Origin of the sequence: Citrobacter arsenatis (genome assembly GCF_004353845.1) — a bacterium.
Classification (GTDB): Bacteria; Pseudomonadota; Gammaproteobacteria; order Enterobacterales; family Enterobacteriaceae; genus Citrobacter; species Citrobacter arsenatis.
Window position 1 is genome coordinate 32,806 of record NZ_CP037864.1, and the last position, 21,218, is coordinate 54,023.

Sequence of the window (21,218 nt, forward strand, 5' to 3'; positions counted from 1 at the left end):
ATGATTCCCTCTATTTTAGACGTTAATTTTAACGAATCAAAATCGAAGTCGGCTTTTTGTTTGTTGATTATTGAATATTACCTCCATTCTGTTGCTTAATCATAGGCAACAGGACACAGGAGTACACATAATGAAAACCGCTTACATTGCCAAACAACGTCAAATTAGCTTCGTAAAATCTCATTTTTCTCGTCAGCTGGAAGATCGTTTAGGCCTGATCGAAGTTCAGGCTCCGATCCTCAGCCGCGTTGGAGATGGCACGCAGGATAACTTGTCGGGCTGTGAAAAAGCGGTGCAGGTAAAGGTTAAAGCATTACCAGACGCTCAATTCGAAGTGGTTCATTCACTGGCGAAGTGGAAGCGTCAAACGTTAGGACAACACGACTTTAGCGCAGGCGAAGGGCTGTACACGCACATGAAGGCCCTGCGTCCCGATGAAGATCGACTCTCTCCGCTGCACTCAGTGTATGTAGATCAGTGGGACTGGGAGCGCGTGATGGGCGACGGTGAGCGTCAATTCTCCACTCTGAAAAGCACGGTAGAGGCTATCTGGGCGGGAATTAAGGCTACTGAAGCTGCGGTTAGCAAAGAGTTTGGTCTGGCACCGTTCCTGCCAGAACAGATCCACTTTGTTCATAGCCAGGAGCTGTTATCTCGTTATCCGGATCTTGATGCAAAAGGTCGTGAACGTGCGATCGCTAAAGAGCTGGGCGCGGTATTCCTGGTGGGGATCGGCGGCAAGCTCAGTGACGGTCACCGTCATGATGTACGTGCGCCGGATTATGATGACTGGAGTTCAGCGTCCGAGCTGGGTCATGCCGGTCTGAACGGTGATATTCTGGTCTGGAACCCGGTACTGGAAGATGCGTTTGAACTGTCTTCTATGGGGATCCGCGTGGATGCTGACGCCCTGAAACACCAACTGTCTCTGACCGGTGATGAAGATCGCCTGAGTCTGGAATGGCACCAGGCGCTGCTGCGTGGAGAAATGCCGCAGACTATTGGCGGCGGGATTGGGCAGTCGCGTCTGACTATGTTGCTGCTGCAATTACCGCACATTGGTCAGGTTCAGTGTGGCGTATGGCCGGCACAGGTACGTGAAAGCGTCGGCTCTCTGCTGTAAGAATTAACGCCGCCAGCGTCTGAGCAGGCGGCTTCGCATCCCGGTATCAAAGCGCCAGATATGATCGAAAATGCGCATGATGCCGGGTTTGCCGTGTGCTGACATCGCCACCGCATGAAAACGATGCTGGTGCACCCGCTGTAATTCACCCACTTTATTGACGACCTCATCGGGCAATCGTTGAGCGATAAAATCAGAGATAACCACCGCATCGGCATCAAACCATTCCCGGCCCTGCATGCGCTCAATAATGGTGCGAAAACAGCTGGCAATATCGGTACCGCCGCGAAAGCGCTGACTTAAAAAACGAATCGCCTGTTCGATACCCTCCGGGCCGGACAGCTCATAGCGCACCACTTCTGTTGAAAACAGCATGATGAAACAGCGCCGGTTATCGGCAAGGGCGACGCGCATTAGCGCCAGGCAAAAGGCTTTCGCACACTGCTCATTGAACCCGCCCATCGACCCTGAAGTATCAACACAGACGATAAAAGGCCCGCGCGGCTGCTCGTCAAAATCCTGATGTACGACTGGACGTTCCGTGACTTTCTCACGCCATGCTTCGCCGTGCAGACGATAGGTCAACAGTTGTTTTTCCACCAGCCGACGATAGAACTCGTATTCCAGTTCGGTAATGCCCAGCGTAGCCAGTTCTGGCGGCAGCAGGCGCAGGATATCGTCACTTTGCTGGATGCCGTCTACCTGCTCCGGGACGGTTGCCGGTTCGCGTACCAGTGTACGGAAGGTTTCCATTGGCGCATCTTTACGCGGCACGGATTTCGCTTCTCTGGAACGACCTAACTGCTCAGCCAGACGCTGAAGTTCGGGCTGTTGCGTCAGGAATTCGCCATATTTAACCAGCAACTGATAATCACCGCGCTTGATTTGACCCGCGCTCATATCCCACAACCGGCCTGCGGCGTTGTCATTTTCTGCCAGTACGGGTTCCAGTTGTCCGCTAAGGGTCATCCGTTCCTGTACTTCACTGAGCAAATGTTCTCGCTCTTCTTCCAGCAGTTGCTGATTCAGGGAAGTGGTTTGCAGCACCAGGCTCAGGCGCCAGCGCTGGAGAAAAAGCGTATGTAGGGCAGGCGTAAACGTGCTGTTGTCATTGACCAACTGCTGCGCTTGCCCGGCCCACGGTGAATGTAGGCGATGCAATAGAGACAATATTTGCGGTAGCTGGACGATAAACTGCGCATGCGAGAGGAGCTGACTTTGTTGATAACAAATGACCTCTTCCGCCAACTCCGGCGGCACATGGGTATCTTTAAGGCGGCTACGCAAAGATTCACGCCAGCGCGGTATATCTTCGGCGATCGCTTTTTTGAGGCGGGGAAATTTTTTGAAAAAAACCACCATCTTTGGAGAAGCCAGTAGGGCGACGATCATCTCTTCGATCATCGCCTCTTCGCTGACTGCCAGCATGATGTTGAGCGTATCAAGGGTCAGCATTGTTGTGCCTGGCGGATCTGCGCCCCTACATCCTGCAGGCTGGCCTCAATGCGGCCTAACCAGTCGCTATGAATAAACAGACATTTTTGCTGCTCGCTAAATGCACTATGCTGCTGGTGCCACTCGTTATCGAGCGCTTCAAGCTCTTGTTTTATCTCTGTGGGCATACTCTCTTGTGAAGAACCGGGCAATGCGAGTCGAGAGCCTTGTAAACTGACATCGCGCACGACCAGGTGCTGCGCGCTATCCACTTCCATGTTCAGCGTCTGGGCAAAACCGATCCCGTTTAATTTTCCTCGGATCTCACCACCTTTGGTGAGCCACAACTCCAGCGCGCTACGTTCGAAAGCAATATGGATAACTTCCATATCATGCAGCTTTAAGGGCTTTTGCAGCAGTAATGTCACGACTGAAGCCGTGGCTTCCGGCGGTAAATCATAATGAGGGCGACGACTGAACATGCCACCCTGGCGGATCACCGTGAACGCCGTTTTGTCGCTTTGCTGCTGCTGGAGTTGAATGCGGCGCTGCACAATACTGCCCAGTCGTGTCAGCATGGCTTGCTGCTGCCATGCGTGTCCGGTCATCAATATTTCCAGCTGTTGTTGCATCAGATTCAGGCTTTGTGCGTCGTACCACAGGCAATCTTTCAGCAGGATCAGGTCGATAGGCACTACAGCATCACGTCCGCTGAAGAAAGCGCTGGCCTGGAGCAAGCGGATGGCTTTTTTCCAGCGACGATCGGACACGTAGGGGGCATTCGGTAGCGTGTCCAGTTGCTGGCGCAACGTGAAAATAAGCTCAAACACCCGATCGGGAAGTTTGATGGCGCCAATGTCTTTTTGCCACTGGTAATACTCTTCATCCGTCACCTGTAATGAGGCCGGGACCGGATTGTCGCTTTCATCCTGCTGACTTAACAGCATTGAGCGGAAGTTGGCTTTGTCCTGAACTTTATCCAGCCACAGACGAATCAGCATACGGTCGTACAGTGCTTCCAGGCTGCTGTCTGCTTCTGGCAGTTCGTTGGAGGCTGCCACCAGCAGGCGCATTGGGATTTTCTCTTCATGTGCGCCGTTGCGAAAGTGGCGTTCGTTGATGGCGGTCAGCAAGGTGTTAAGAATCGCCGGACCCGCCTTCCAGATTTCGTCGAGAAAGACGATTTCAGCTTCAGGAAGATAGCCTGCCGTTAAACGTTCATAGCGACCTTCATCTTTAAGGGCCTGAATGGACAGCGGACCGAAAACCTCTTCCGGCGTAGAGAAGCGTGTCATCAGGTATTCGAAGGCGCGAGCATTTTGAAAAGCAAATTTCAGTCGACGGGCAATTAAGCTTTTCGCGATCCCGGGAGGACCTAATAAGAAAACGCTCTCGCCGCTGAGCGCAGCCAGCAGACACAGGCGAATGGCGTGGCTACGTTCATAAAGTCCCTTTTCCAGCGCATTGCTCAGACGGGAAATTCTTTCCGCTAATAAATGTGGGTGAGCCATAATGAAGTGGCGTCCTTTCGCCAAATGTACTGCATAAACTGCGAGTATAGATGCTTCACACCAGTGCAGTAATAGACTGAAGGTGCGCTTATTTTTCTTTGAGCCAGATTAATCTGGTCTCATTTAGGGGTACGATTTTGCGATTAATCGTGCATACTGTGCGCCTTTTTGTGGGCCAAGGGACGACGCACACATTTCTTATATATACACCAAATCAATCAATCTACACCAAGGTGGCAATGGAGTTTTCTCCTGGGATGGGGAAATAACGAATGCAGCCCAGACGGAGTGGCGTGAAAGATGAGGTGTATAAACGAAAGACGAGTCTATGAGCACTGATAATAAACAATCATTGTCTGCGATTACCCTTGCGGCCATTGGGGTTGTCTACGGTGATATTGGTACCAGCCCACTTTATACGCTTCGTGAATGTTTATCCGGCCAGTTTGGTTTTGGCGTTGAACGTGATGCTGTATTTGGTTTTCTCTCGCTAATTTTCTGGCTGTTGATCTTTGTTGTTTCCATTAAATACCTGACGTTTGTCATGCGCGCGGATAACGCCGGAGAAGGTGGGATCCTGACGCTGATGTCATTAGCCGGGCGCAATACCTCGGCGCGAACCACCTCCATGCTGGTGATTATGGGGTTGATTGGCGGCAGCTTCTTTTATGGGGAAGTGGTGATAACGCCGGCCATTTCGGTGATGTCGGCGATTGAAGGTCTGGAGATCGTTGCCCCGCAACTGGATACCTGGATTGTTCCGCTCTCGATAATCGTGCTGACCCTGCTGTTTATGATTCAAAAACACGGTACCGGCATGGTCGGTAAGCTGTTTGCGCCGATTATGTTGCTGTGGTTCCTGACGCTCGCGGTATTAGGCGTGCGCAGTATTATTGGCAATCCGGAAGTACTGCAGGCGCTAAATCCGTATTGGGCGGTGCATTTCTTCCTCGAATTCAAAACGTTATCCTTTATAGCGCTGGGCGCGGTGGTGCTGTCGATTACCGGTGTTGAAGCGCTGTATGCGGATATGGGCCACTTCGGTAAGTTGCCGATTCGCCTGGCATGGTTCTCCGTGGTATTGCCTTCGCTGGTACTGAACTATTTTGGTCAGGGGGCTTTACTGTTAAAGCATCCTGAAGCGATCAAAAACCCGTTCTTCCTGCTGGCGCCTGACTGGGCGTTGATACCACTCCTGATCCTTGCCGCGCTGGCAACGGTCATCGCTTCACAGGCGGTTATCTCCGGCGTCTTCTCGCTGACGCGTCAGGCTGTGCGTCTGGGGTATTTGTCGCCGATGCGTATCATCCATACCTCTGAAATGGAATCGGGCCAGATCTACATTCCTTTCGTTAACTGGATGCTCTATTTTGCGGTGGTTATCGTGATTGTGAGCTTTGAGCACTCCAGTAATCTGGCTGCGGCATACGGGATTGCGGTAACGGGGACGATGGTGCTGACCTCAATTTTGTCGACCACCGTGGCGCGCAAAAACTGGCACTGGAATAAATACTTCGTCTTCCTGATTCTGGTGGCGTTCTTATGTGTCGATGTCCCGCTGTTCTCCGCGAACCTCGATAAACTGATTTCCGGCGGTTGGCTGCCTCTGACGCTGGGTCTGGTGATGTTCACCATCATGACCACCTGGAAAAGCGAGCGTTTCCGTCTGCTGCGTCGCATGCATGAACACGGTAACTCTCTGGAGGCGATGATTGCTTCTCTGGAGAAATCTCCGCCGGTACGCGTGCTGGGAACGGCGGTGTATATGTCTCGTGCATTGAACGTCATCCCGTTTGCACTTCTGCATAACCTCAAACATAACAAGGTGCTGCATGAGCGCGTTATTCTGCTGACGCTGCGCACGGAAGATGCGCCATATGTTCACAACGTGCGTAGGGTGCAGATTGAGCAGTTATCGCCCACCTTCTGGCGCGTGGTGGCCAGTTATGGCTGGCGCGAAACGCCGAACGTTGAGGAAGTGTTCCATCGCTGCGGTCTGGAAGGCTTAAGCTGCCGGATGATGGAAACCTCCTTCTTCATGTCGCACGAGTCGTTGATTGTCGGCAAGCGGCCATGGTATTTGCGTCTGCGCGGCAAGTTGTATTTGTTGCTACAGCGTAACGCGCTGCGCGCGCCGGACCAGTTTGAAATCCCACCGAATCGGGTTATTGAACTCGGTACTCAGGTCGAGATTTAATCTTATCGATGCCCTCTTTCATCGCGAAAGGGGGCGTTTTGTTTTGTCCCTCCCAGTTTTCATTTCATTAAATGATAATCCTTGCGAAACGTTTCGATGACGATCACATTTTCGTAACGTCGCGGTGGTTTTCTGTCCACTCTTCGCACTACACTTATCTTCAGCGAAACGTTTCGCTAGTGGGGAAAGAAAATGAAGAAAGGCACGGTACTCAACTCTGAAATTTCATCGGTGATCTCCCGTCTGGGGCATACCGATACGCTGGTGGTGTGTGATGCGGGTTTACCCATCCCGAACAGTACAACGCGTATTGATATGGCATTAACCCAGGGCGTACCTTCTTTTATGCAGGTACTGGATGTGGTTACACGTGAAATGCAGGTCGAGGCGGCCATTCTCGCGTCGGAAATTAAACAACATAATCCGCAACTCCACGAAACGTTGCTTAAGTTTATTGAGCAACTGCAACAACACCAGGGAAACACCATTGAAATTCGTTACACCACGCATGAACAATTCAAAAAACAAACCGCAGACAGTCAGGCGGTAATTCGCAGCGGAGAGTGTTCTCCGTATGCGAATATCATTCTCTGTGCTGGCGTCACGTTCTGAGGCCATCATGAACGCATTACTGCAACTTAAAGGGATCGATAAAGCGTTCCCGGGCGTAAAAGCGCTATCCGGCGCTGCGCTGAATGTCTATCCGGGCCGCGTAATGGCGCTGGTGGGCGAAAACGGCGCGGGCAAATCCACCATGATGAAAGTGCTGACCGGGATCTATACCCGTGATGCCGGCTCTTTATTATGGCTGGGGAAAGAGACCACCTTTAACGGCCCAAAATCCTCCCAGGAAGCCGGAATCGGTATCATCCACCAGGAGCTAAACCTGATCCCGCAACTCACTATCGCCGAGAACATTTTTCTTGGCCGTGAGTTTGTTAATCGCTTTGGCAAAATTGACTGGAAAAAGATGTACGCCGAAGCCGATTTGCTGCTCGCCAAACTCAATCTGCGCTTTAAAAGCGACAGGCTGGTCGGTGAGCTGTCGATTGGCGATCAGCAGATGGTCGAAATTGCCAAAGTGCTGAGCTTTGAATCGAAGGTCATCATTATGGATGAACCGACGGATGCCCTCACCGATACCGAAACCGAGTCCCTGTTCCGCGTCATTCGCGAACTGAAATCCCAGGGACGCGGCATTGTCTATATTTCTCACCGCATGAAAGAGATCTTCGAGATTTGCGACGACGTAACCGTCTTCCGCGACGGGCAGTTTATTGCCGAGCGTGAAGTCGCCTCGCTTACCGAAGACTCGCTGATTGAAATGATGGTGGGACGTAAGCTTGAAGATCAGTACCCGCGCCTGGAAAAAGCGCCGGGTGATATTCGCCTGAAGGTCGATAACCTGTGCGGTCCTGGCGTAAACGATGTTTCGTTTACGCTGCGTAAAGGGGAGATCCTTGGCGTATCAGGGTTGATGGGAGCCGGACGTACCGAGCTGATGAAAGTGTTGTACGGCGCATTGCCACGCACCAGCGGCTACGTCACGCTTGATGGCCATGAAGTTGTTACCCGTTCGCCGCAGGATGGACTGGCTAACGGCATCGTCTATATTTCTGAAGACCGTAAACGCGATGGTTTAGTGCTGGGCATGTCGGTGAAAGAGAACATGTCATTGACCGCGCTGCGCTATTTCAGCCGCGCCGGTGGAGGTCTGAAGCATAAAGATGAGCAGCAGGCTGTAGGTGATTTTATTCGTCTGTTCAATGTTAAAACGCCATCGATGGAACAGGCTATCGGTCTGCTCTCCGGTGGTAACCAGCAAAAAGTGGCGATTGCGCGCGGTCTGATGACCCGACCAAAAGTCCTGATCCTCGATGAACCAACGCGCGGTGTTGATGTTGGGGCCAAGAAAGAAATCTATCAGCTTATCAACCAGTTTAAAGCTGATGGGCTGAGTATCATTCTGGTCTCCTCTGAGATGCCAGAAGTATTGGGCATGAGCGATCGAATTATCGTTATGCATGAAGGGCATCTCGGCGGCGAGTTCACTCGCGAGCAGGCCACTCAGGAAGTATTAATGGCTGCCGCTGTGGGCAAGCTTAATCGCGTGAATCAGGAGTAAAAAAGATGACTACCCAGGCTGTTTCTGGTCGCCGTTATTTCACTAAAGCATGGCTGCTGGAGCAAAAGTCGCTCATCGCTCTGTTAGTGCTGATCGCGATTGTTTCCACCATGAGCCCTAACTTTTTTACCGTTAATAACCTGTTCAACATTCTCCAGCAAACGTCGGTGAACGCCATCATGGCCGTCGGCATGACGCTGGTTATCCTGACGTCCGGTATCGATCTGTCCGTCGGTTCCTTGTTGGCGCTTACCGGCGCGGTTGCGGCTTCGATTGTAGGGATTGAAGTCAATGCGCTGGTGGCTGTTGCAGCGGCCCTGGCGCTCGGCGCTGCCATTGGCGCAGTAACCGGAGTGATTGTTGCGAAAGGTCGTGTGCAGGCGTTTATCGCGACCCTGGTGATGATGCTGTTGCTGCGCGGTGTAACCATGGTCTACACCAATGGCAGTCCGGTTAATACCGGGTTTACTGATAATGCAGATCTGTTTGGCTGGTTTGGTATTGGTCGTCCGTTAGGCGTCCCTACGCCTGTGTGGATCATGGGGATTGTCTTCCTCGCGGCGTGGTACATGCTGCACCATACTCGTCTGGGTCGTTATATCTATGCGCTGGGCGGTAACGAAGCGGCAACGCGTCTGTCCGGTATCAGCGTCAGTAAAATCAAAATTATCGTTTACTCACTGTGCGGTCTGCTGGCATCGCTGGCAGGCATCATTGAAGTAGCGCGCCTCTCCTCTGCGCAACCGACGGCAGGCACTGGCTATGAGCTGGATGCTATCGCAGCGGTAGTGTTAGGCGGTACCAGCCTGGCGGGTGGTAAAGGACGTATTGTTGGGACGCTGATCGGCGCATTGATTCTTGGTTTCCTCAATAATGGTTTGAATTTGTTAGGTGTATCCTCCTATTACCAGATGATCGTTAAAGCGGTGGTGATTTTGCTGGCGGTACTGGTAGACAACAAAAAGCAGTAACAACGATTACAGGACATCTTAAATATGAACATGAAAAAACTGGCTACCCTGGTTTCTGCTGTTGCGCTAAGCGCCACCGTGAGCGCGAATGCGATGGCGAAAGATACCATTGCGCTGGTGGTCTCCACCCTCAACAACCCATTCTTTGTTTCTCTGAAGGATGGGGCACAAAAAGAGGCGGATAAGCTGGGCTACAACCTGGTGATTCTGGACTCACAGAACAACCCGGCGAAAGAGCTGGCTAACGTTCAGGACTTAACGGTTCGCGGGACTAAAATTCTGCTGATCAACCCGACCGACTCTGATGCCGTTGGTAACGCTGTGAAGATGGCTAACCAGGCGAAAATTCCGGTTATCACTCTTGACCGCGTTGCGTCCAAAGGCGAAGTGGTAAGCCACATTGCGTCTGATAACGTGCTGGGCGGCAAAATTGCGGGTGATTACATCGCGAAGAAAGCCGGTGAAGGCGCAAAAGTTATCGAACTGCAGGGTATTGCCGGTACTTCAGCGGCGCGTGAGCGTGGCGAAGGTTTCCAGCAGGCCGTTGCGGCACACAAATTTAACGTACTGGCCAGCCAGCCGGCAGACTTCGACCGCACTAAAGGTCTGAACGTCATGCAGAACCTGCTGACCGCGCATCCTGACGTGCAGGCCGTATTTGCCCAGAACGATGAAATGGCGTTGGGTGCGCTGCGCGCACTGCAAACTGCGGGTAAATCTGATGTGATGGTGGTTGGATTTGACGGCACTCCAGATGGCGAAAAAGCAGTGAATGATGGCAAACTGGCTGCGACCATTGCTCAGTTGCCGGATCAGATCGGCGCGAAAGGCGTTGAGACTGCGGATAAGGTCCTGAAAGGCGAGAAGGTTCAGGCTAAATATCCGGTTGACCTGAAGCTGGTCATCAAGCAGTAATACCGATTCAGGTCGCTCGCGGCCTGATGGAGACATAAATACGCCATCCCTGGACCTGATTCTGAGGATGAAAGCGTAAAAAGAAAAGCAGGGCACGCGCCACCCTAACCCGGTGGCGCACTTTGACTTGGAACACCAAATATGAAAACCGCAGGCAACCTCGTTGTTCTTGGCAGCATCAATGCCGATCACATCCTCAACCTTAACTCTTTCCCAACACCTGGTGAAACCGTAACCGGTAGCCATTATCAGGTCGCATTCGGTGGTAAAGGCGCAAACCAGGCTGTTGCTGCGGGCCGTAGTGGCGCGAATATCGCATTTATTGCCTGTACAGGTGATGATGATATTGGCGAAAGTGTGCGTAAACAGTTAGCCAAAGATAATATCGATATTGCGCCGATTAGCGTAATCTCGGGTGAATCGACCGGTGTGGCGTTGATTTTTGTGAATGGTGAAGGCGAGAACGTCATCGGCATTCATGCTGGTGCGAACGCAGCGCTTTCTCCTGCGCTGGTGGAAGCACAGCACGACCGCATTGCGCAGGCGTCTGCCTTACTGATGCAGTTAGAATCGCCGATCGAAAGCGTACTGGCTGCGGCAAAGATTGCACATCAAAATAAGACTACGGTTGCCCTGAACCCGGCTCCGGCACGTGAACTCTCTGACGAACTGCTGGCGCTGGTGGATATTATTACCCCGAATGAAACCGAGGCTGAAAAGCTTACGGGGATCCGAGTCGAAAACGATGAAGACGCGGCCAAAGCGGCGCAGGCATTGCACGCCAAGGGGATCCATACTGTACTGATTACCTTAGGTAGTCGCGGAGTATGGGCCAGCGTTAATGGTGACGGTCAGCGTGTGCCTGGGTTTAAAGTGGATGCCGTTGATACCATTGCCGCTGGGGACACCTTTAACGGCGCGTTAATTACAGCATTACTGGAAGAGACTCCGCTGCCTGAAGCGATCCGTTTTGCACATGCCGCTGCGGCGATTGCGGTCACCCGTAAAGGTGCGCAGCCTTCCGTTCCATGGCGCGAAGAAATAGAAGCGTTTTTAAGTCAACAGAGGTAACGCTTGGCTACAATGAAGGACGTCGCCCGCCTGGCGGGAGTTTCCACATCGACGGTTTCTCACGTCATCAATAAAGATCGCTTTGTCAGTGAGTCAGTCACTGACAAAGTGGAAGCGGCGATTAAAGAGCTTAACTACGCGCCTTCCGCGCTGGCGCGTAGTCTCAAGTTAAACCAGACCCACACTATTGGCATGTTAATCACTGCCAGTACCAATCCCTTCTATTCCGAACTGGTGCGCGGCGTTGAACGTAGCTGTTTTGAACGTGGTTACAGTCTTGTGCTGTGCAATACCGAAGGCGATGAGCAGCGCATGAACCGTAATCTGGAAACGCTGATGCAAAAGCGCGTGGACGGCTTGTTGCTGCTCTGCACGGAAACACATCAGCCTTCCAGAGAGATAATGCAGCGTTATCCTTCTATACCGACCGTGATGATGGACTGGTCGCCCTTTGATGGTGAGAGCGATCTGATTCAGGATAACTCCCTGTTGGGCGGAGATTTAGCCACGCAACATCTTATCGAAAAAGGTTTTACGCGCATTGCCTGCATCACCGGACCGCTGGATAAAACCCCGGCGCGTTTGCGTCTGGAAGGATATCGGGCGGCAATGAAGCGGGCGGGTTTGCCTGTCCCGGAAGGTTACGAGATTACCGGTGACTTTGAGTTCGGCGGTGGCTTTGAAGCTATGCAAGTGTTGCTATCGCATAAACAGCGACCGCAGGCGGTTTTTACCGGCAATGATGCAATGGCGGTCGGCGCGTATCAGGCTCTGTACCAGTCGGGATTGCGTATTCCGCAGGATATGGCGGTGGTGGGTTATGATGATATCGAGCTGGCGCGCTATATGACGCCACCCCTGACGACCATCCACCAACCAAAAGATGAGTTGGGCGAACTGGCCATCGATGTGTTAATTCATCGCATGGCGCAGCCCGCACTGCAACAGCAGCGCCTGCAACTTACTCCTGTTTTGATGGAGCGGGGGTCGGTTTAGGCTTATGTCGCTCTTTAATCAGGTTGCGTCCATCTTTGGCTTTTAGCAGCATGAACATCAGCGCAGACACGACCGTGATAGCGCCCATCGTTATAAAGGTGTAGTGGAACTGCTCGACCGTATTGGTTCCTTCCATACCTTCATAGATTCGCAAAACGGCGGCGCTGATGGCGACCCCTAAACTGATTGATAACTGCTGAGTGACGGCCAGCACGCTGTTGCCGCTACTGGCGTTTTCATCGGTCAGATCCGCTAAAGTGATAGTATTCATTGAGGTAAACTGGGTGGACATCGCCATACCTAAAATGAACAACGGTAGGATCAACATCCAGACCGGCATGGCGGGAGATTGCAGCGCGAACTGCGCAATCATCAGGCCGATAAACACCGTAACGCCTACCAGTGTGGTTCTGTAGCCGAGGCGGCGCAGCACCTGCGTCACCATTGATTTCGCCAGTATTGATCCCAGCGCCGTGGGCGCCATCATGCAACCGGCTATCAGCGCCGGGTAACCAAAGCCTACCTGCAACATCAGCGGCATTAAGAAAGGTACGCACCCGGTACCCAGACGAGTGGCGAGGTTTCCAGCGATCCCTACAGAAAAGGTTCGGGTTTTAAATATAGGAAGCGATATCAGCGGTGTTGGATGGCGACGCGCGTGGCGAATGTAGGCGAGCAGTAATAAAACGCTGGTAAGAATAATGCTAAGCGCTATCCAGGTTGCGACAAGCTTCTCACCGAAAAGCTCTACCCCGCTGGAAAACAACACCAGGCTCAAACCAAACAGAAAGAAACCGGTCATATCAAAGCTGCGGCGCGGCGTGGTGAAGTTCGGCATATATTTGCGTGCGTAGAAGATACCCGCCACGCCAATTGGAATATTAATCAAGAAGATCCAGTGCCAACTGGCCCATGTGACCAGTACTCCGCCCAATACCGGGCCTAAAATCGGCCCTACAAGTCCAGGCATGGTGACGAAGTTAAGCACGGGAAGCAGTTCACTGCGGGGGTAAGCTCGCAATAGTGCCAGACGGGCAACGGGCATCATCATGGCGCCGCCGATGCCCTGAATGATGCGGAAAATCACCAGTTCGCTTAGGGAGCTGGACAGTGCACAAGCCAGCGAACCCAACGTAAACAGGCTAACGGCAATCATAAAGACGCGCCGGGTGCCGAACCTGTCTGCCAGCCATCCACTCACCGGGATAAGCATCGCCACCGTCAGGGTGTAGCTGATAATAGCCGACTGCATGGCGAGCGGAGAGCGGTTAAGACTGTGTGCTATTGCGGGTAAGGCGGTATTGAGGATAGTGGCGTCTAGTGCTTGCATAAAAAAGGCCATGGCGGCTATCCACGGCAGCCCGGCCATACTGCGAGATTTCTTTTCTGACATATTATTTATCCGGTAGCACGTTTGGTGCTATCAGCAATGCCTGACAGGCAGTGAAAGCGCGATCGCCATCGCTATCATCTATTGCATCGACAATGGCCTGGTGCAAATCCAGTTTAACTACATCGTTATAGGTAATAGAAGTAAAGTAGGTCTGGTAAACGGAATGGAACAGTGATGCAAAGGAGATAAGGAACGGGTTCGCACTCATTTCATAGATGTGTTCATGCCAGGCGATATCAACTTCAATCCAGCGTTCACGTCTGAAGTTTCTTTTCAGCTCGACCATCTCTTCCATCAGCGTGTTGAGATGCGCTTTCTGTTCTGCCGTACCTATGGTTGCCGCCAGTAAACACGCCTGAGGCTCCAGACTGATACGCATCACCAGAAAATGTTTAATGACCTGTGGAAAATTATCTTCCGTCATCCACCAGGTGAGCAGCTCCTGGTCGAGGAAGTTCCAGTTTGCTTGCGGCATGACGCGTGTACCAATACGTGGGCGCGGTAATACCATACCTTTTGCCGTTAATGTTTTTACCGCCTCTCTTACTGCGGTGCGACTCACACCAAACTGATCGCCCAGCTCTATTTCACCAGGCAATATCGCGCCCGGCGCGTATTCACCTTTTAATATTCGCTGAGCCAGCTTTTCGGCCAGAACGTAGGACAAGTTTTTCTGTGCGGCTAGCTGTTGGGCATTTAAAGGCATGAATATTCTTCCTTACTCTTTTTCTTATTCATTAGTATGCCACCTGGAAGTGTGATTGCGGCTGCAAAAACGGCAATTTGCTTATTTTATGGCATGTTAATGGTGGTTTTGGTGAAAAAATACGCACTCGGAAAGTTATTTTAAATTTCCCCTTGTCAGCCTGAAATAACTCCCTATAATGCGCCTCCACTGACACGGAACAACGGGCTACAAGCCGCCGGGTCAGCGGAGTTCCACTGAGAACTTCGGCGAAGGAAGCGAAAATAAACGCTTGACTTCGAAGCGGGATGGCGTATTATGCACACCCCGCGCCGCTGAGAAAAAGCGAAGCGGCACTGCTCTTTAACAATTTATCAGACAATCTGTGTGGGCACTCGAAGATACGGATTCTTAACGTCGCAAGACGAAAAATGAATACCAAGTCTCTGAGTGAACATACGTAATTCATTACGAAGTTTAATTCACGAGCATCAAACTTAAATTGAAGAGTTTGATCATGGCTCAGATTGAACGCTGGCGGCAGGCCTAACACATGCAAGTCGAACGGTAGCACAGAGAGCTTGCTCTCGGGTGACGAGTGGCGGACGGGTGAGTAATGTCTGGGAAACTGCCCGATGGAGGGGGATAACTACTGGAAACGGTAGCTAATACCGCATAACGTCGCAAGACCAAAGAGGGGGACCTTCGGGCCTCTTGCCATCGGATGTGCCCAGATGGGATTAGCTAGTAGGTGGGGTAACGGCTCACCTAGGCGACGATCCCTAGCTGGTCTGAGAGGATGACCAGCCACACTGGAACTGAGACACGGTCCAGACTCCTACGGGAGGCAGCAGTGGGGAATATTGCACAATGGGCGCAAGCCTGATGCAGCCATGCCGCGTGTATGAAGAAGGCCTTCGGGTTGTAAAGTACTTTCAGCGAGGAGGAAGGCATTAAGGTTAATAACCTTGGTGATTGACGTTACTCGCAGAAGAAGCACCGGCTAACTCCGTGCCAGCAGCCGCGGTAATACGGAGGGTGCAAGCGTTAATCGGAATTACTGGGCGTAAAGCGCACGCAGGCGGTCTGTCAAGTCGGATGTGAAATCCCCGGGCTCAACCTGGGAACTGCATCCGAAACTGGCAGGCTAGAGTCTTGTAGAGGGGGGTAGAATTCCAGGTGTAGCGGTGAAATGCGTAGAGATCTGGAGGAATACCGGTGGCGAAGGCGGCCCCCTGGACAAAGACTGACGCTCAGGTGCGAAAGCGTGGGGAGCAAACAGGATTAGATACCCTGGTAGTCCACGCCGTAAACGATGTCGACTTGGAGGTTGTGCCCTTGAGGCGTGGCTTCCGGAGCTAACGCGTTAAGTCGACCGCCTGGGGAGTACGGCCGCAAGGTTAAAACTCAAATGAATTGACGGGGGCCCGCACAAGCGGTGGAGCATGTGGTTTAATTCGATGCAACGCGAAGAACCTTACCTACTCTTGACATCCAGAGAACTTAGCAGAGATGCTTTGGTGCCTTCGGGAACTCTGAGACAGGTGCTGCATGGCTGTCGTCAGCTCGTGTTGTGAAATGTTGGGTTAAGTCCCGCAACGAGCGCAACCCTTATCCTTTGTTGCCAGCGATTCGGTCGGGAACTCAAAGGAGACTGCCAGTGATAAACTGGAGGAAGGTGGGGATGACGTCAAGTCATCATGGCCCTTACGAGTAGGGCTACACACGTGCTACAATGGCGTATACAAAGAGAAGCGACCTCGCGAGAGCAAGCGGACCTCATAAAGTACGTCGTAGTCCGGATTGGAGTCTGCAACTCGACTCCATGAAGTCGGAATCGCTAGTAATCGTGGATCAGAATGCCACGGTGAATACGTTCCCGGGCCTTGTACACACCGCCCGTCACACCATGGGAGTGGGTTGCAAAAGAAGTAGGTAGCTTAACCTTCGGGAGGGCGCTTACCACTTTGTGATTCATGACTGGGGTGAAGTCGTAACAAGGTAACCGTAGGGGAACCTGCGGTTGGATCACCTCCTTACCTTAAAGAAACGTTCTTTGTAGTGCTCACACAGATTGTCTGATGAAAAGTAAATAGCAAGGCGTCTTGCGATTGAGACTTCAGTGTCCCCTTCGTCTAGAGGCCCAGGACACCGCCCTTTCACGGCGGTAACAGGGGTTCGAATCCCCTAGGGGACGCCACTTGCTGGTATGTGTGAGTGAAAGTCGCCGACCTTAATATCTCAAAACTTACCTTCGGGTGACGTTTGAGATATTTGCTCTTTAAAAATCTGGATCAAGCTGAAAATTGAAACGACACACTGTTTCATTTCTCCGTAAACAAGAAATGAAAAATGGTGTGTTCGAGTCTCTCAAATTTTTGCAAGTCGATGATGAATCGAAAGAAACATCTTCGGGTTGTGAGGTTAAGCGACTAAGCGTACACGGTGGATGCCCTGGCAGTCAGAGGCGATGAAGGACGTGCTAATCTGCGATAAGCGTCGGTAAGGTGATATGAACCGTTATAACCGGCGATTTCCGAATGGGGAAACCCAGTGTGATTCGTCACACTATCATTATGTGAATACATAGCGTAATGAAGCGAACCGGGGGAACTGAAACATCTAAGTACCCCGAGGAAAAGAAATCAACCGAGATTCCCCCAGTAGCGGCGAGCGAACGGGGAGCAGCCCAGAGTCTGAATCAGCATGTGTGTTAGTGGAACGGTCTGGAAAGTCCGACGGTACAGGGTGATAGTCCCGTACACAAAAGTGCATATGTTGTGAACTCGAAGAGTAGGGCGGGACACGTGGTATCCTGTCTGAATATGGGGGGACCATCCTCCAAGGCTAAATACTCCTGACTGACCGATAGTGAACCAGTACCGTGAGGGAAAGGCGAAAAGAACCCCGGCGAGGGGAGTGAAAAAGAACCTGAAACCGTGTACGTACAAGCAGTGGGAGCCTCTTTATGGGGTGACTGCGTACCTTTTGTATAATGGGTCAGCGACTTATATTCTGTAGCAAGGTTAACCGAATAGGGGAGCCGAAGGGAAACCGAGTCTTAACTGGGCGTTAAGTTGCAGGGTATAGACCCGAAACCCGGTGATCTAGCCATGGGCAGGTTGAAGGTTGGGTAACACTAACTGGAGGACCGAACCGACTAATGTTGAAAAATTAGCGGATGACTTGTGGCTGGGGGTGAAAGGCCAATCAAACCGGGAGATAGCTGGTTCTCCCCGAAAGCTATTTAGGTAGCGCCTCGTGAACTCATCTTCGGGGGTAGAGCACTGTTTCGGCTAGGGGGTCATCCCGACTTACCAACCCGATGCAAACTGCGAATACCGAAGAATGTTATCACGGGAGACACACGGCGGGTGCTAACGTCCGTCGTGAAGAGGGAAACAACCCAGACCGCCAGCTAAGGTCCCAAAGTCATGGTTAAGTGGGAAACGATGTGGGAAGGCACAGACAGCCAGGATGTTGGCTTAGAAGCAGCCATCATTTAAAGAAAGCGTAATAGCTCACTGGTCGAGTCGGCCTGCGCGGAAGATGTAACGGGGCTAAACCATGCACCGAAGCTGCGGCAGCGACACTATGTGTTGTTGGGTAGGGGAGCGTTCTGTAAGCCGTTGAAGGTGGCCTGTGAGGGTTGCTGGAGGTATCAGAAGTGCGAATGCTGACATAAGTAACGATAATGCGGGTGAAAAACCCGCACGCCGGAAGACCAAGGGTTCCTGTCCAACGTTAATCGGGGCAGGGTGAGTCGACCCCTAAGGCGAGGCCGAAAGGCGTAGTCGATGGGAAACAGGTTAATATTCCTGTACTTGGTGTTACTGCGAAGGGGGGACGGAGAAGGCTATGTTAGCCGGGCGACGGTTGTCCCGGTTTAAGCATGTAGGCGGAGGTTCCAGGTAAATCCGGTACCTTATTAACGCTGAGGTGTGATGACGAGGCACTACGGTGCTGAAGTAACAAATGCCCTGCTTCCAGGAAAAGCCTCTAAGCATCAGGTAACACAAAATCGTACCCCAAACCGACACAGGTGGTCAGGTAGAGAATACCAAGGCGCTTGAGAGAACTCGGGTGAAGGAACTAGGCAAAATGGTGCCGTAACTTCGGGAGAAGGCACGCTGATATGTAGGTGAAGTGATTTACTCATGGAGCTGAAATCAGTCGAAGATACCAGCTGGCTGCAACTGTTTATTAAAAACACAGCACTGTGCAAACACGAAAGTGGACGTATACGGTGTGACGCCTGCCCGGTGCCGGAAGGTTAATTGATGGGGTTATCCGTAAGGAGAAGCTCTTGATCGAAGCCCCGGTAAACGGCGGCCGTAACTATAACGGTCCTAAGGTAGCGAAATTCCTTGTCGGGTAAGTTCCGACCTGCACGAATGGCGTAATGATGGCCAGGCTGTCTCCACCCGAGACTCAGTGAAATTGAACTCGCTGTGAAGATGCAGTGTACCCGCGGCAAGACGGAAAGACCCCGTGAACCTTTACTATAGCTTGACACTGAACACTGGTCCTTGATGTGTAGGATAGGTGGGAGGCTTTGAAGCGTGGACGCCAGTCTGCGTGGAGCCAACCTTGAAATACCACCCTTTAATGGCTGGTGTTCTAACGTAGACCCGTGATCCGGGTTGCGGACAGTGTCTGGTGGGTAGTTTGACTGGGGCGGTCTCCTCCTAAAGAGTAACGGAGGAGCACGAAGGTTAGCTAATCCTGGTCGGACATCAGGAGGTTAGTGCAAAGGCATAAGCTAGCTTGACTGCGAGAGTGACGGCTCGAGCAGGTGCGAAAGCAGGTCTTAGTGATCCGGTGGTTCTGAATGGAAGGGCCATCGCTCAACGGATAAAAGGTACTCCGGGGATAACAGGCTGATACCGCCCAAGAGTTCATATCGACGGCGGTGTTTGGCACCTCGATGTCGGCTCATCACATCCTGGGGCTGAAGTAGGTCCCAAGGGTATGGCTGTTCGCCATTTAAAGTGGTACGCGAGCTGGGTTTAGAACGTCGTGAGACAGTTCGGTCCCTATCTGCCGTGGGCGCTGGAGAATTGAGGGGGGCTGCTCCTAGTACGAGAGGACCGGAGTGGACGCATCACTGGTGTTCGGGTTGTCATGCCAATGGCATTGCCCGGTAGCTAAATGCGGAAGAGATAAGTGCTGAAAGCATCTAAGCACGAAACTTGCCCCGAGATGAGTTCTCCCTGAGACTTTAAGTCTCCTGAAGGAACGTTGAAGACGACGACGTTGATAGGTCGGGTGTGTAAGTGTAGCGATACATTGAGCTAACCGATACTAATGAACCGTGAGGCTTAACCTTACAACGCCGAAGATGTTTTGGCGAAAGAGACGCAAGATTCAGCTTGATTACAGATTAAATCGACAGACCAAAAAGGTGTGTTGATAAACAGAATTTGCCTGGCGGCTGTAGCGCGGTGGTCCCACCTGACCCCATGCCGAACTCAGAAGTGAAACGCCGTAGCGCCGATGGTAGTGTGGGGTCTCCCCATGCGAGAGTAGGGAACTGCCAGGCATCAAATTGCAGTAAACCGGGATGAATAATCCGGGTAGTGACAAAGAAATTCGGTGGAGCGGTAGTTCAGTTGGTTAGAATACCTGCCTGTCACGCAGGGGGTCGCGGGTTCGAGTCCCGTCCGTTCCGCCACTTATTAGAAAATTAAGCCTGCTACCAAGCAGGCTTAATGATAAGAAAATTTAGGGGCGTAGCTCAGTTGGTAGAGCACCGGTCTCCAAAACCGGGTGTCGCGAGTTCGAGTCTCTCCGCCCCTGCCAGAAACAATCCTTAGCATTTTTGCTAAGGATTTTTTTTTACCTGCAATTTGCGCTGTGCCTTCCTGCTGTTTTATTCCCGGCATCCTTGCCCGTATTTTCTTTAGTCTTCTTCCAGAACATTCGTTCTCAGCAGATCGCAAATTAGTGCATGTTTATCGCTATTTTGCAGCCAAACTGCATATAAAGGACGTGAAAGCGTTGTACTGTCGTTAACCGCATGGAGATCGCTTTTGGCTTTGGCCCAGTTGACGGGAAGCCAGCTAAAACCCCTAATCACAGAAAGTTGCTGCCTGGCCAGTTCTGCCGAGCTCGTGGTGAGTACCGGCACTTCATCTCCTGCAATCAATCCCGCTTCGTGTTGTTGGAAATCGGGGCCCCACTCAAGGCGTAGGTAATTCAATTCATCTTTGGTTTGTGAAGGAGAGCTGCAATAGAGCGCCAGCGTGAAATATCCCAACAGTTGGCTGCTAAATTCATCCATTTTTGGTGTTTCGGTAGTAATCAGTAGATCAAGCTGTCGTTCATGAAGCTGCTTTACTAACGACTGGCGCTGAGCGATTCTCGCTTCAAACTGCAGGCTAGATTGTGGCTCTTGAGATTGATACAAACGCCTCAACCAGTCATTAAGCATGCACTCCCATAGAGAGGCGCTGGCGCCAATAGAAAACTCATTATGCCGCGAGGTATTCGCGACTTCCTTACGTGCGGCTTGCCACGTATTCATCAATGTTTCAGCGTAAGGCAGTAATTTTTCACCCGCGGCGGTTAAACGGATATTGTTTCTGTGTCGGGTGAACAGGTTTACACCCAATTGATTTTCCAGTTGTCTGATCCGAAAACTAACTGCTGATTGAGTCAAATAGAGCGCTTCAGCAGCCCTGCCAAAGTGGCGTGTCCGGCTAACTTCCAGGAAAGTTTTTAACAATTCCGTATCCACAACTCGCTCCATAAAATAATTTGTCGTTATGATTTAAATCTTTTGTTTGACGCTCTGT

13 protein-coding genes, 3 tRNA genes and 3 rRNA genes are annotated in these 21,218 nt (G+C 51.7%); 14 read left to right on the plus strand and 5 right to left on the minus strand.

Translation table 11 applies throughout. From position 1 onward, the window contains the following. Positions 1 to 130 precede the first annotated feature (130 nt). On the plus strand, positions 131 to 1,123 hold the full coding sequence (gene asnA, locus E1B03_RS01120; protein WP_103769341.1) for an aspartate--ammonia ligase: 993 nt from the start codon (positions 131 to 133) through the stop codon (positions 1,121 to 1,123). Positions 1,124 to 1,126: 3 nt separating this feature from the next. Here the strand turns inward: asnA and viaA are convergent, their stop codons facing one another. Both viaA and ravA read right to left on the minus strand, forming a co-directional pair. Further along, positions 1,127 to 2,578: an ATPase RavA stimulator ViaA gene (gene viaA / locus E1B03_RS01125; RefSeq protein ID WP_133085562.1), complete on the minus strand. Its 1,452-nt coding sequence runs from the start codon at positions 2,576 to 2,578 to the stop codon at positions 1,127 to 1,129. Continuing rightward, a complete protein-coding gene (gene ravA / locus E1B03_RS01130) occupies positions 2,572 to 4,068 on the minus strand; it encodes an ATPase RavA (protein ID WP_133085563.1) in 1,497 nt (498 codons plus the stop codon). The genes viaA and ravA overlap by 7 nt, the downstream gene beginning before the upstream one ends. Before the next feature lie 328 nt (positions 4,069 to 4,396). Between ravA and kup the strand changes: the two genes are divergently transcribed. The 7 genes from kup (at position 4,397) to rbsR (ending at position 12,343) form a co-directional block, all read left to right on the plus strand. Beyond that, the gene (gene kup / locus E1B03_RS01135; RefSeq protein ID WP_133085564.1) at positions 4,397 to 6,265 is read left to right on the plus strand and encodes a low affinity potassium transporter Kup; all 1,869 of its coding nucleotides are present in this window, start codon (positions 4,397 to 4,399) and stop codon (positions 6,263 to 6,265) included. A 192-nt stretch (positions 6,266 to 6,457) separates the two neighbouring features. Further along, the gene (gene rbsD, locus E1B03_RS01140; RefSeq protein WP_103769338.1) at positions 6,458 to 6,877 is read left to right on the plus strand and encodes a D-ribose pyranase; all 420 of its coding nucleotides are present in this window, start codon (positions 6,458 to 6,460) and stop codon (positions 6,875 to 6,877) included. 7 nt (positions 6,878 to 6,884) lie between these two features. Next, positions 6,885 to 8,390 (plus strand): ribose ABC transporter ATP-binding protein RbsA, encoded by a 1,506-nt coding sequence (rbsA, locus tag E1B03_RS01145; protein ID WP_103769337.1) that lies wholly within the window; start codon positions 6,885 to 6,887, stop codon positions 8,388 to 8,390. A 5-nt stretch (positions 8,391 to 8,395) separates the two neighbouring features. Continuing rightward, positions 8,396 to 9,361, plus strand: coding sequence for a ribose ABC transporter permease (gene rbsC, locus E1B03_RS01150; RefSeq protein ID WP_003023762.1), 966 nt, complete (start codon positions 8,396 to 8,398; stop codon positions 9,359 to 9,361). A gap of 24 nt (positions 9,362 to 9,385) precedes the next feature. Further along, positions 9,386 to 10,276 carry a ribose ABC transporter substrate-binding protein RbsB gene (rbsB, locus tag E1B03_RS01155; protein WP_003023760.1) on the plus strand — a complete coding sequence of 297 codons (891 nt, stop codon included), beginning with the start codon at positions 9,386 to 9,388 and terminating at the stop codon, positions 10,274 to 10,276. 141 nt (positions 10,277 to 10,417) lie between these two features. Continuing rightward, positions 10,418 to 11,347, plus strand: coding sequence for a ribokinase (gene rbsK / locus E1B03_RS01160; RefSeq protein WP_133085565.1), 930 nt, complete (start codon positions 10,418 to 10,420; stop codon positions 11,345 to 11,347). A gap of 3 nt (positions 11,348 to 11,350) precedes the next feature. After that, a complete protein-coding gene (gene rbsR / locus E1B03_RS01165) occupies positions 11,351 to 12,343 on the plus strand; it encodes a ribose operon transcriptional repressor RbsR (protein WP_103769335.1) in 993 nt (330 codons plus the stop codon). On the opposite strand, the gene mdtD is transcribed toward rbsR, so the two are convergent. Both mdtD and E1B03_RS01175 read right to left on the minus strand, forming a co-directional pair. After that, a complete protein-coding gene (gene mdtD, locus E1B03_RS01170) occupies positions 12,309 to 13,736 on the minus strand; it encodes a multidrug transporter subunit MdtD (RefSeq protein ID WP_075145437.1) in 1,428 nt (475 codons plus the stop codon). The two genes, rbsR and mdtD, sit on opposite strands and share 35 nt — an antisense overlap. A 1-nt stretch (position 13,737) precedes the next feature. Next, the gene (locus E1B03_RS01175) at positions 13,738 to 14,442 is read right to left on the minus strand and encodes a FadR/GntR family transcriptional regulator (RefSeq protein WP_103769334.1); all 705 of its coding nucleotides are present in this window, start codon (positions 14,440 to 14,442) and stop codon (positions 13,738 to 13,740) included. Positions 14,443 to 14,920: 478 nt separating this feature from the next. Between E1B03_RS01175 and E1B03_RS01180 the strand changes: the two genes are divergently transcribed. The 6 genes from E1B03_RS01180 (at position 14,921) to E1B03_RS01205 (ending at position 20,223) form a co-directional block, all read left to right on the plus strand. Next, positions 14,921 to 16,460, plus strand: a 16S ribosomal RNA gene (locus E1B03_RS01180). A gap of 85 nt (positions 16,461 to 16,545) precedes the next feature. Continuing rightward, positions 16,546 to 16,621 (plus strand) — tRNA-Glu (locus tag E1B03_RS01185). A gap of 222 nt (positions 16,622 to 16,843) precedes the next feature. Beyond that, positions 16,844 to 19,750: ribosomal RNA gene (locus E1B03_RS01190) — 23S ribosomal RNA — on the plus strand. A gap of 97 nt (positions 19,751 to 19,847) precedes the next feature. Next, positions 19,848 to 19,963: ribosomal RNA gene (gene rrf, locus E1B03_RS01195) — 5S ribosomal RNA — on the plus strand. Together the 16S, 23S and 5S rRNA genes with 3 tRNA genes alongside form the textbook arrangement of a ribosomal RNA operon. Positions 19,964 to 20,018: 55 nt before the next feature. Next, positions 20,019 to 20,095 (plus strand) — tRNA-Asp (locus E1B03_RS01200). A 52-nt stretch (positions 20,096 to 20,147) separates the two neighbouring features. Next, positions 20,148 to 20,223, plus strand: a tRNA-Trp gene (locus tag E1B03_RS01205). 100 nt (positions 20,224 to 20,323) lie between these two features. Here the strand turns inward: E1B03_RS01205 and hdfR are convergent. Then, a complete protein-coding gene (hdfR, locus tag E1B03_RS01210; RefSeq protein ID WP_133085566.1) occupies positions 20,324 to 21,172 on the minus strand; it encodes an HTH-type transcriptional regulator HdfR in 849 nt (282 codons plus the stop codon). Between the last annotated feature and the right edge of the window lie 46 nt (positions 21,173 to 21,218).

Coding starts and splice junctions, on each gene's coding strand:
- hdfR (WP_133085566.1), bottom strand. CDS start 21,172: ATGGAGCGAGTTGTGGATACGGAATTGTTAAAAACTTTCCTGGAAGTT.
- kup (WP_133085564.1), top strand. CDS start 4,397: ATGAGCACTGATAATAAACAATCATTGTCTGCGATTACCCTTGCGGCC.
- asnA (WP_103769341.1), top strand. CDS start 131: ATGAAAACCGCTTACATTGCCAAACAACGTCAAATTAGCTTCGTAAAA.
- rbsB (WP_003023760.1), top strand. CDS start 9,386: ATGAACATGAAAAAACTGGCTACCCTGGTTTCTGCTGTTGCGCTAAGC.
- rbsA (WP_103769337.1), top strand. CDS start 6,885: ATGAACGCATTACTGCAACTTAAAGGGATCGATAAAGCGTTCCCGGGC.
- E1B03_RS01175 (WP_103769334.1), bottom strand. CDS start 14,442: ATGCCTTTAAATGCCCAACAGCTAGCCGCACAGAAAAACTTGTCCTAC.
- ravA (WP_133085563.1), bottom strand. CDS start 4,068: ATGGCTCACCCACATTTATTAGCGGAAAGAATTTCCCGTCTGAGCAAT.
- mdtD (WP_075145437.1), bottom strand. CDS start 13,736: ATGTCAGAAAAGAAATCTCGCAGTATGGCCGGGCTGCCGTGGATAGCC.
- rbsK (WP_133085565.1), top strand. CDS start 10,418: ATGAAAACCGCAGGCAACCTCGTTGTTCTTGGCAGCATCAATGCCGAT.
- rbsC (WP_003023762.1), top strand. CDS start 8,396: ATGACTACCCAGGCTGTTTCTGGTCGCCGTTATTTCACTAAAGCATGG.
- viaA (WP_133085562.1), bottom strand. CDS start 2,578: ATGCTGACCCTTGATACGCTCAACATCATGCTGGCAGTCAGCGAAGAG.
- rbsD (WP_103769338.1), top strand. CDS start 6,458: ATGAAGAAAGGCACGGTACTCAACTCTGAAATTTCATCGGTGATCTCC.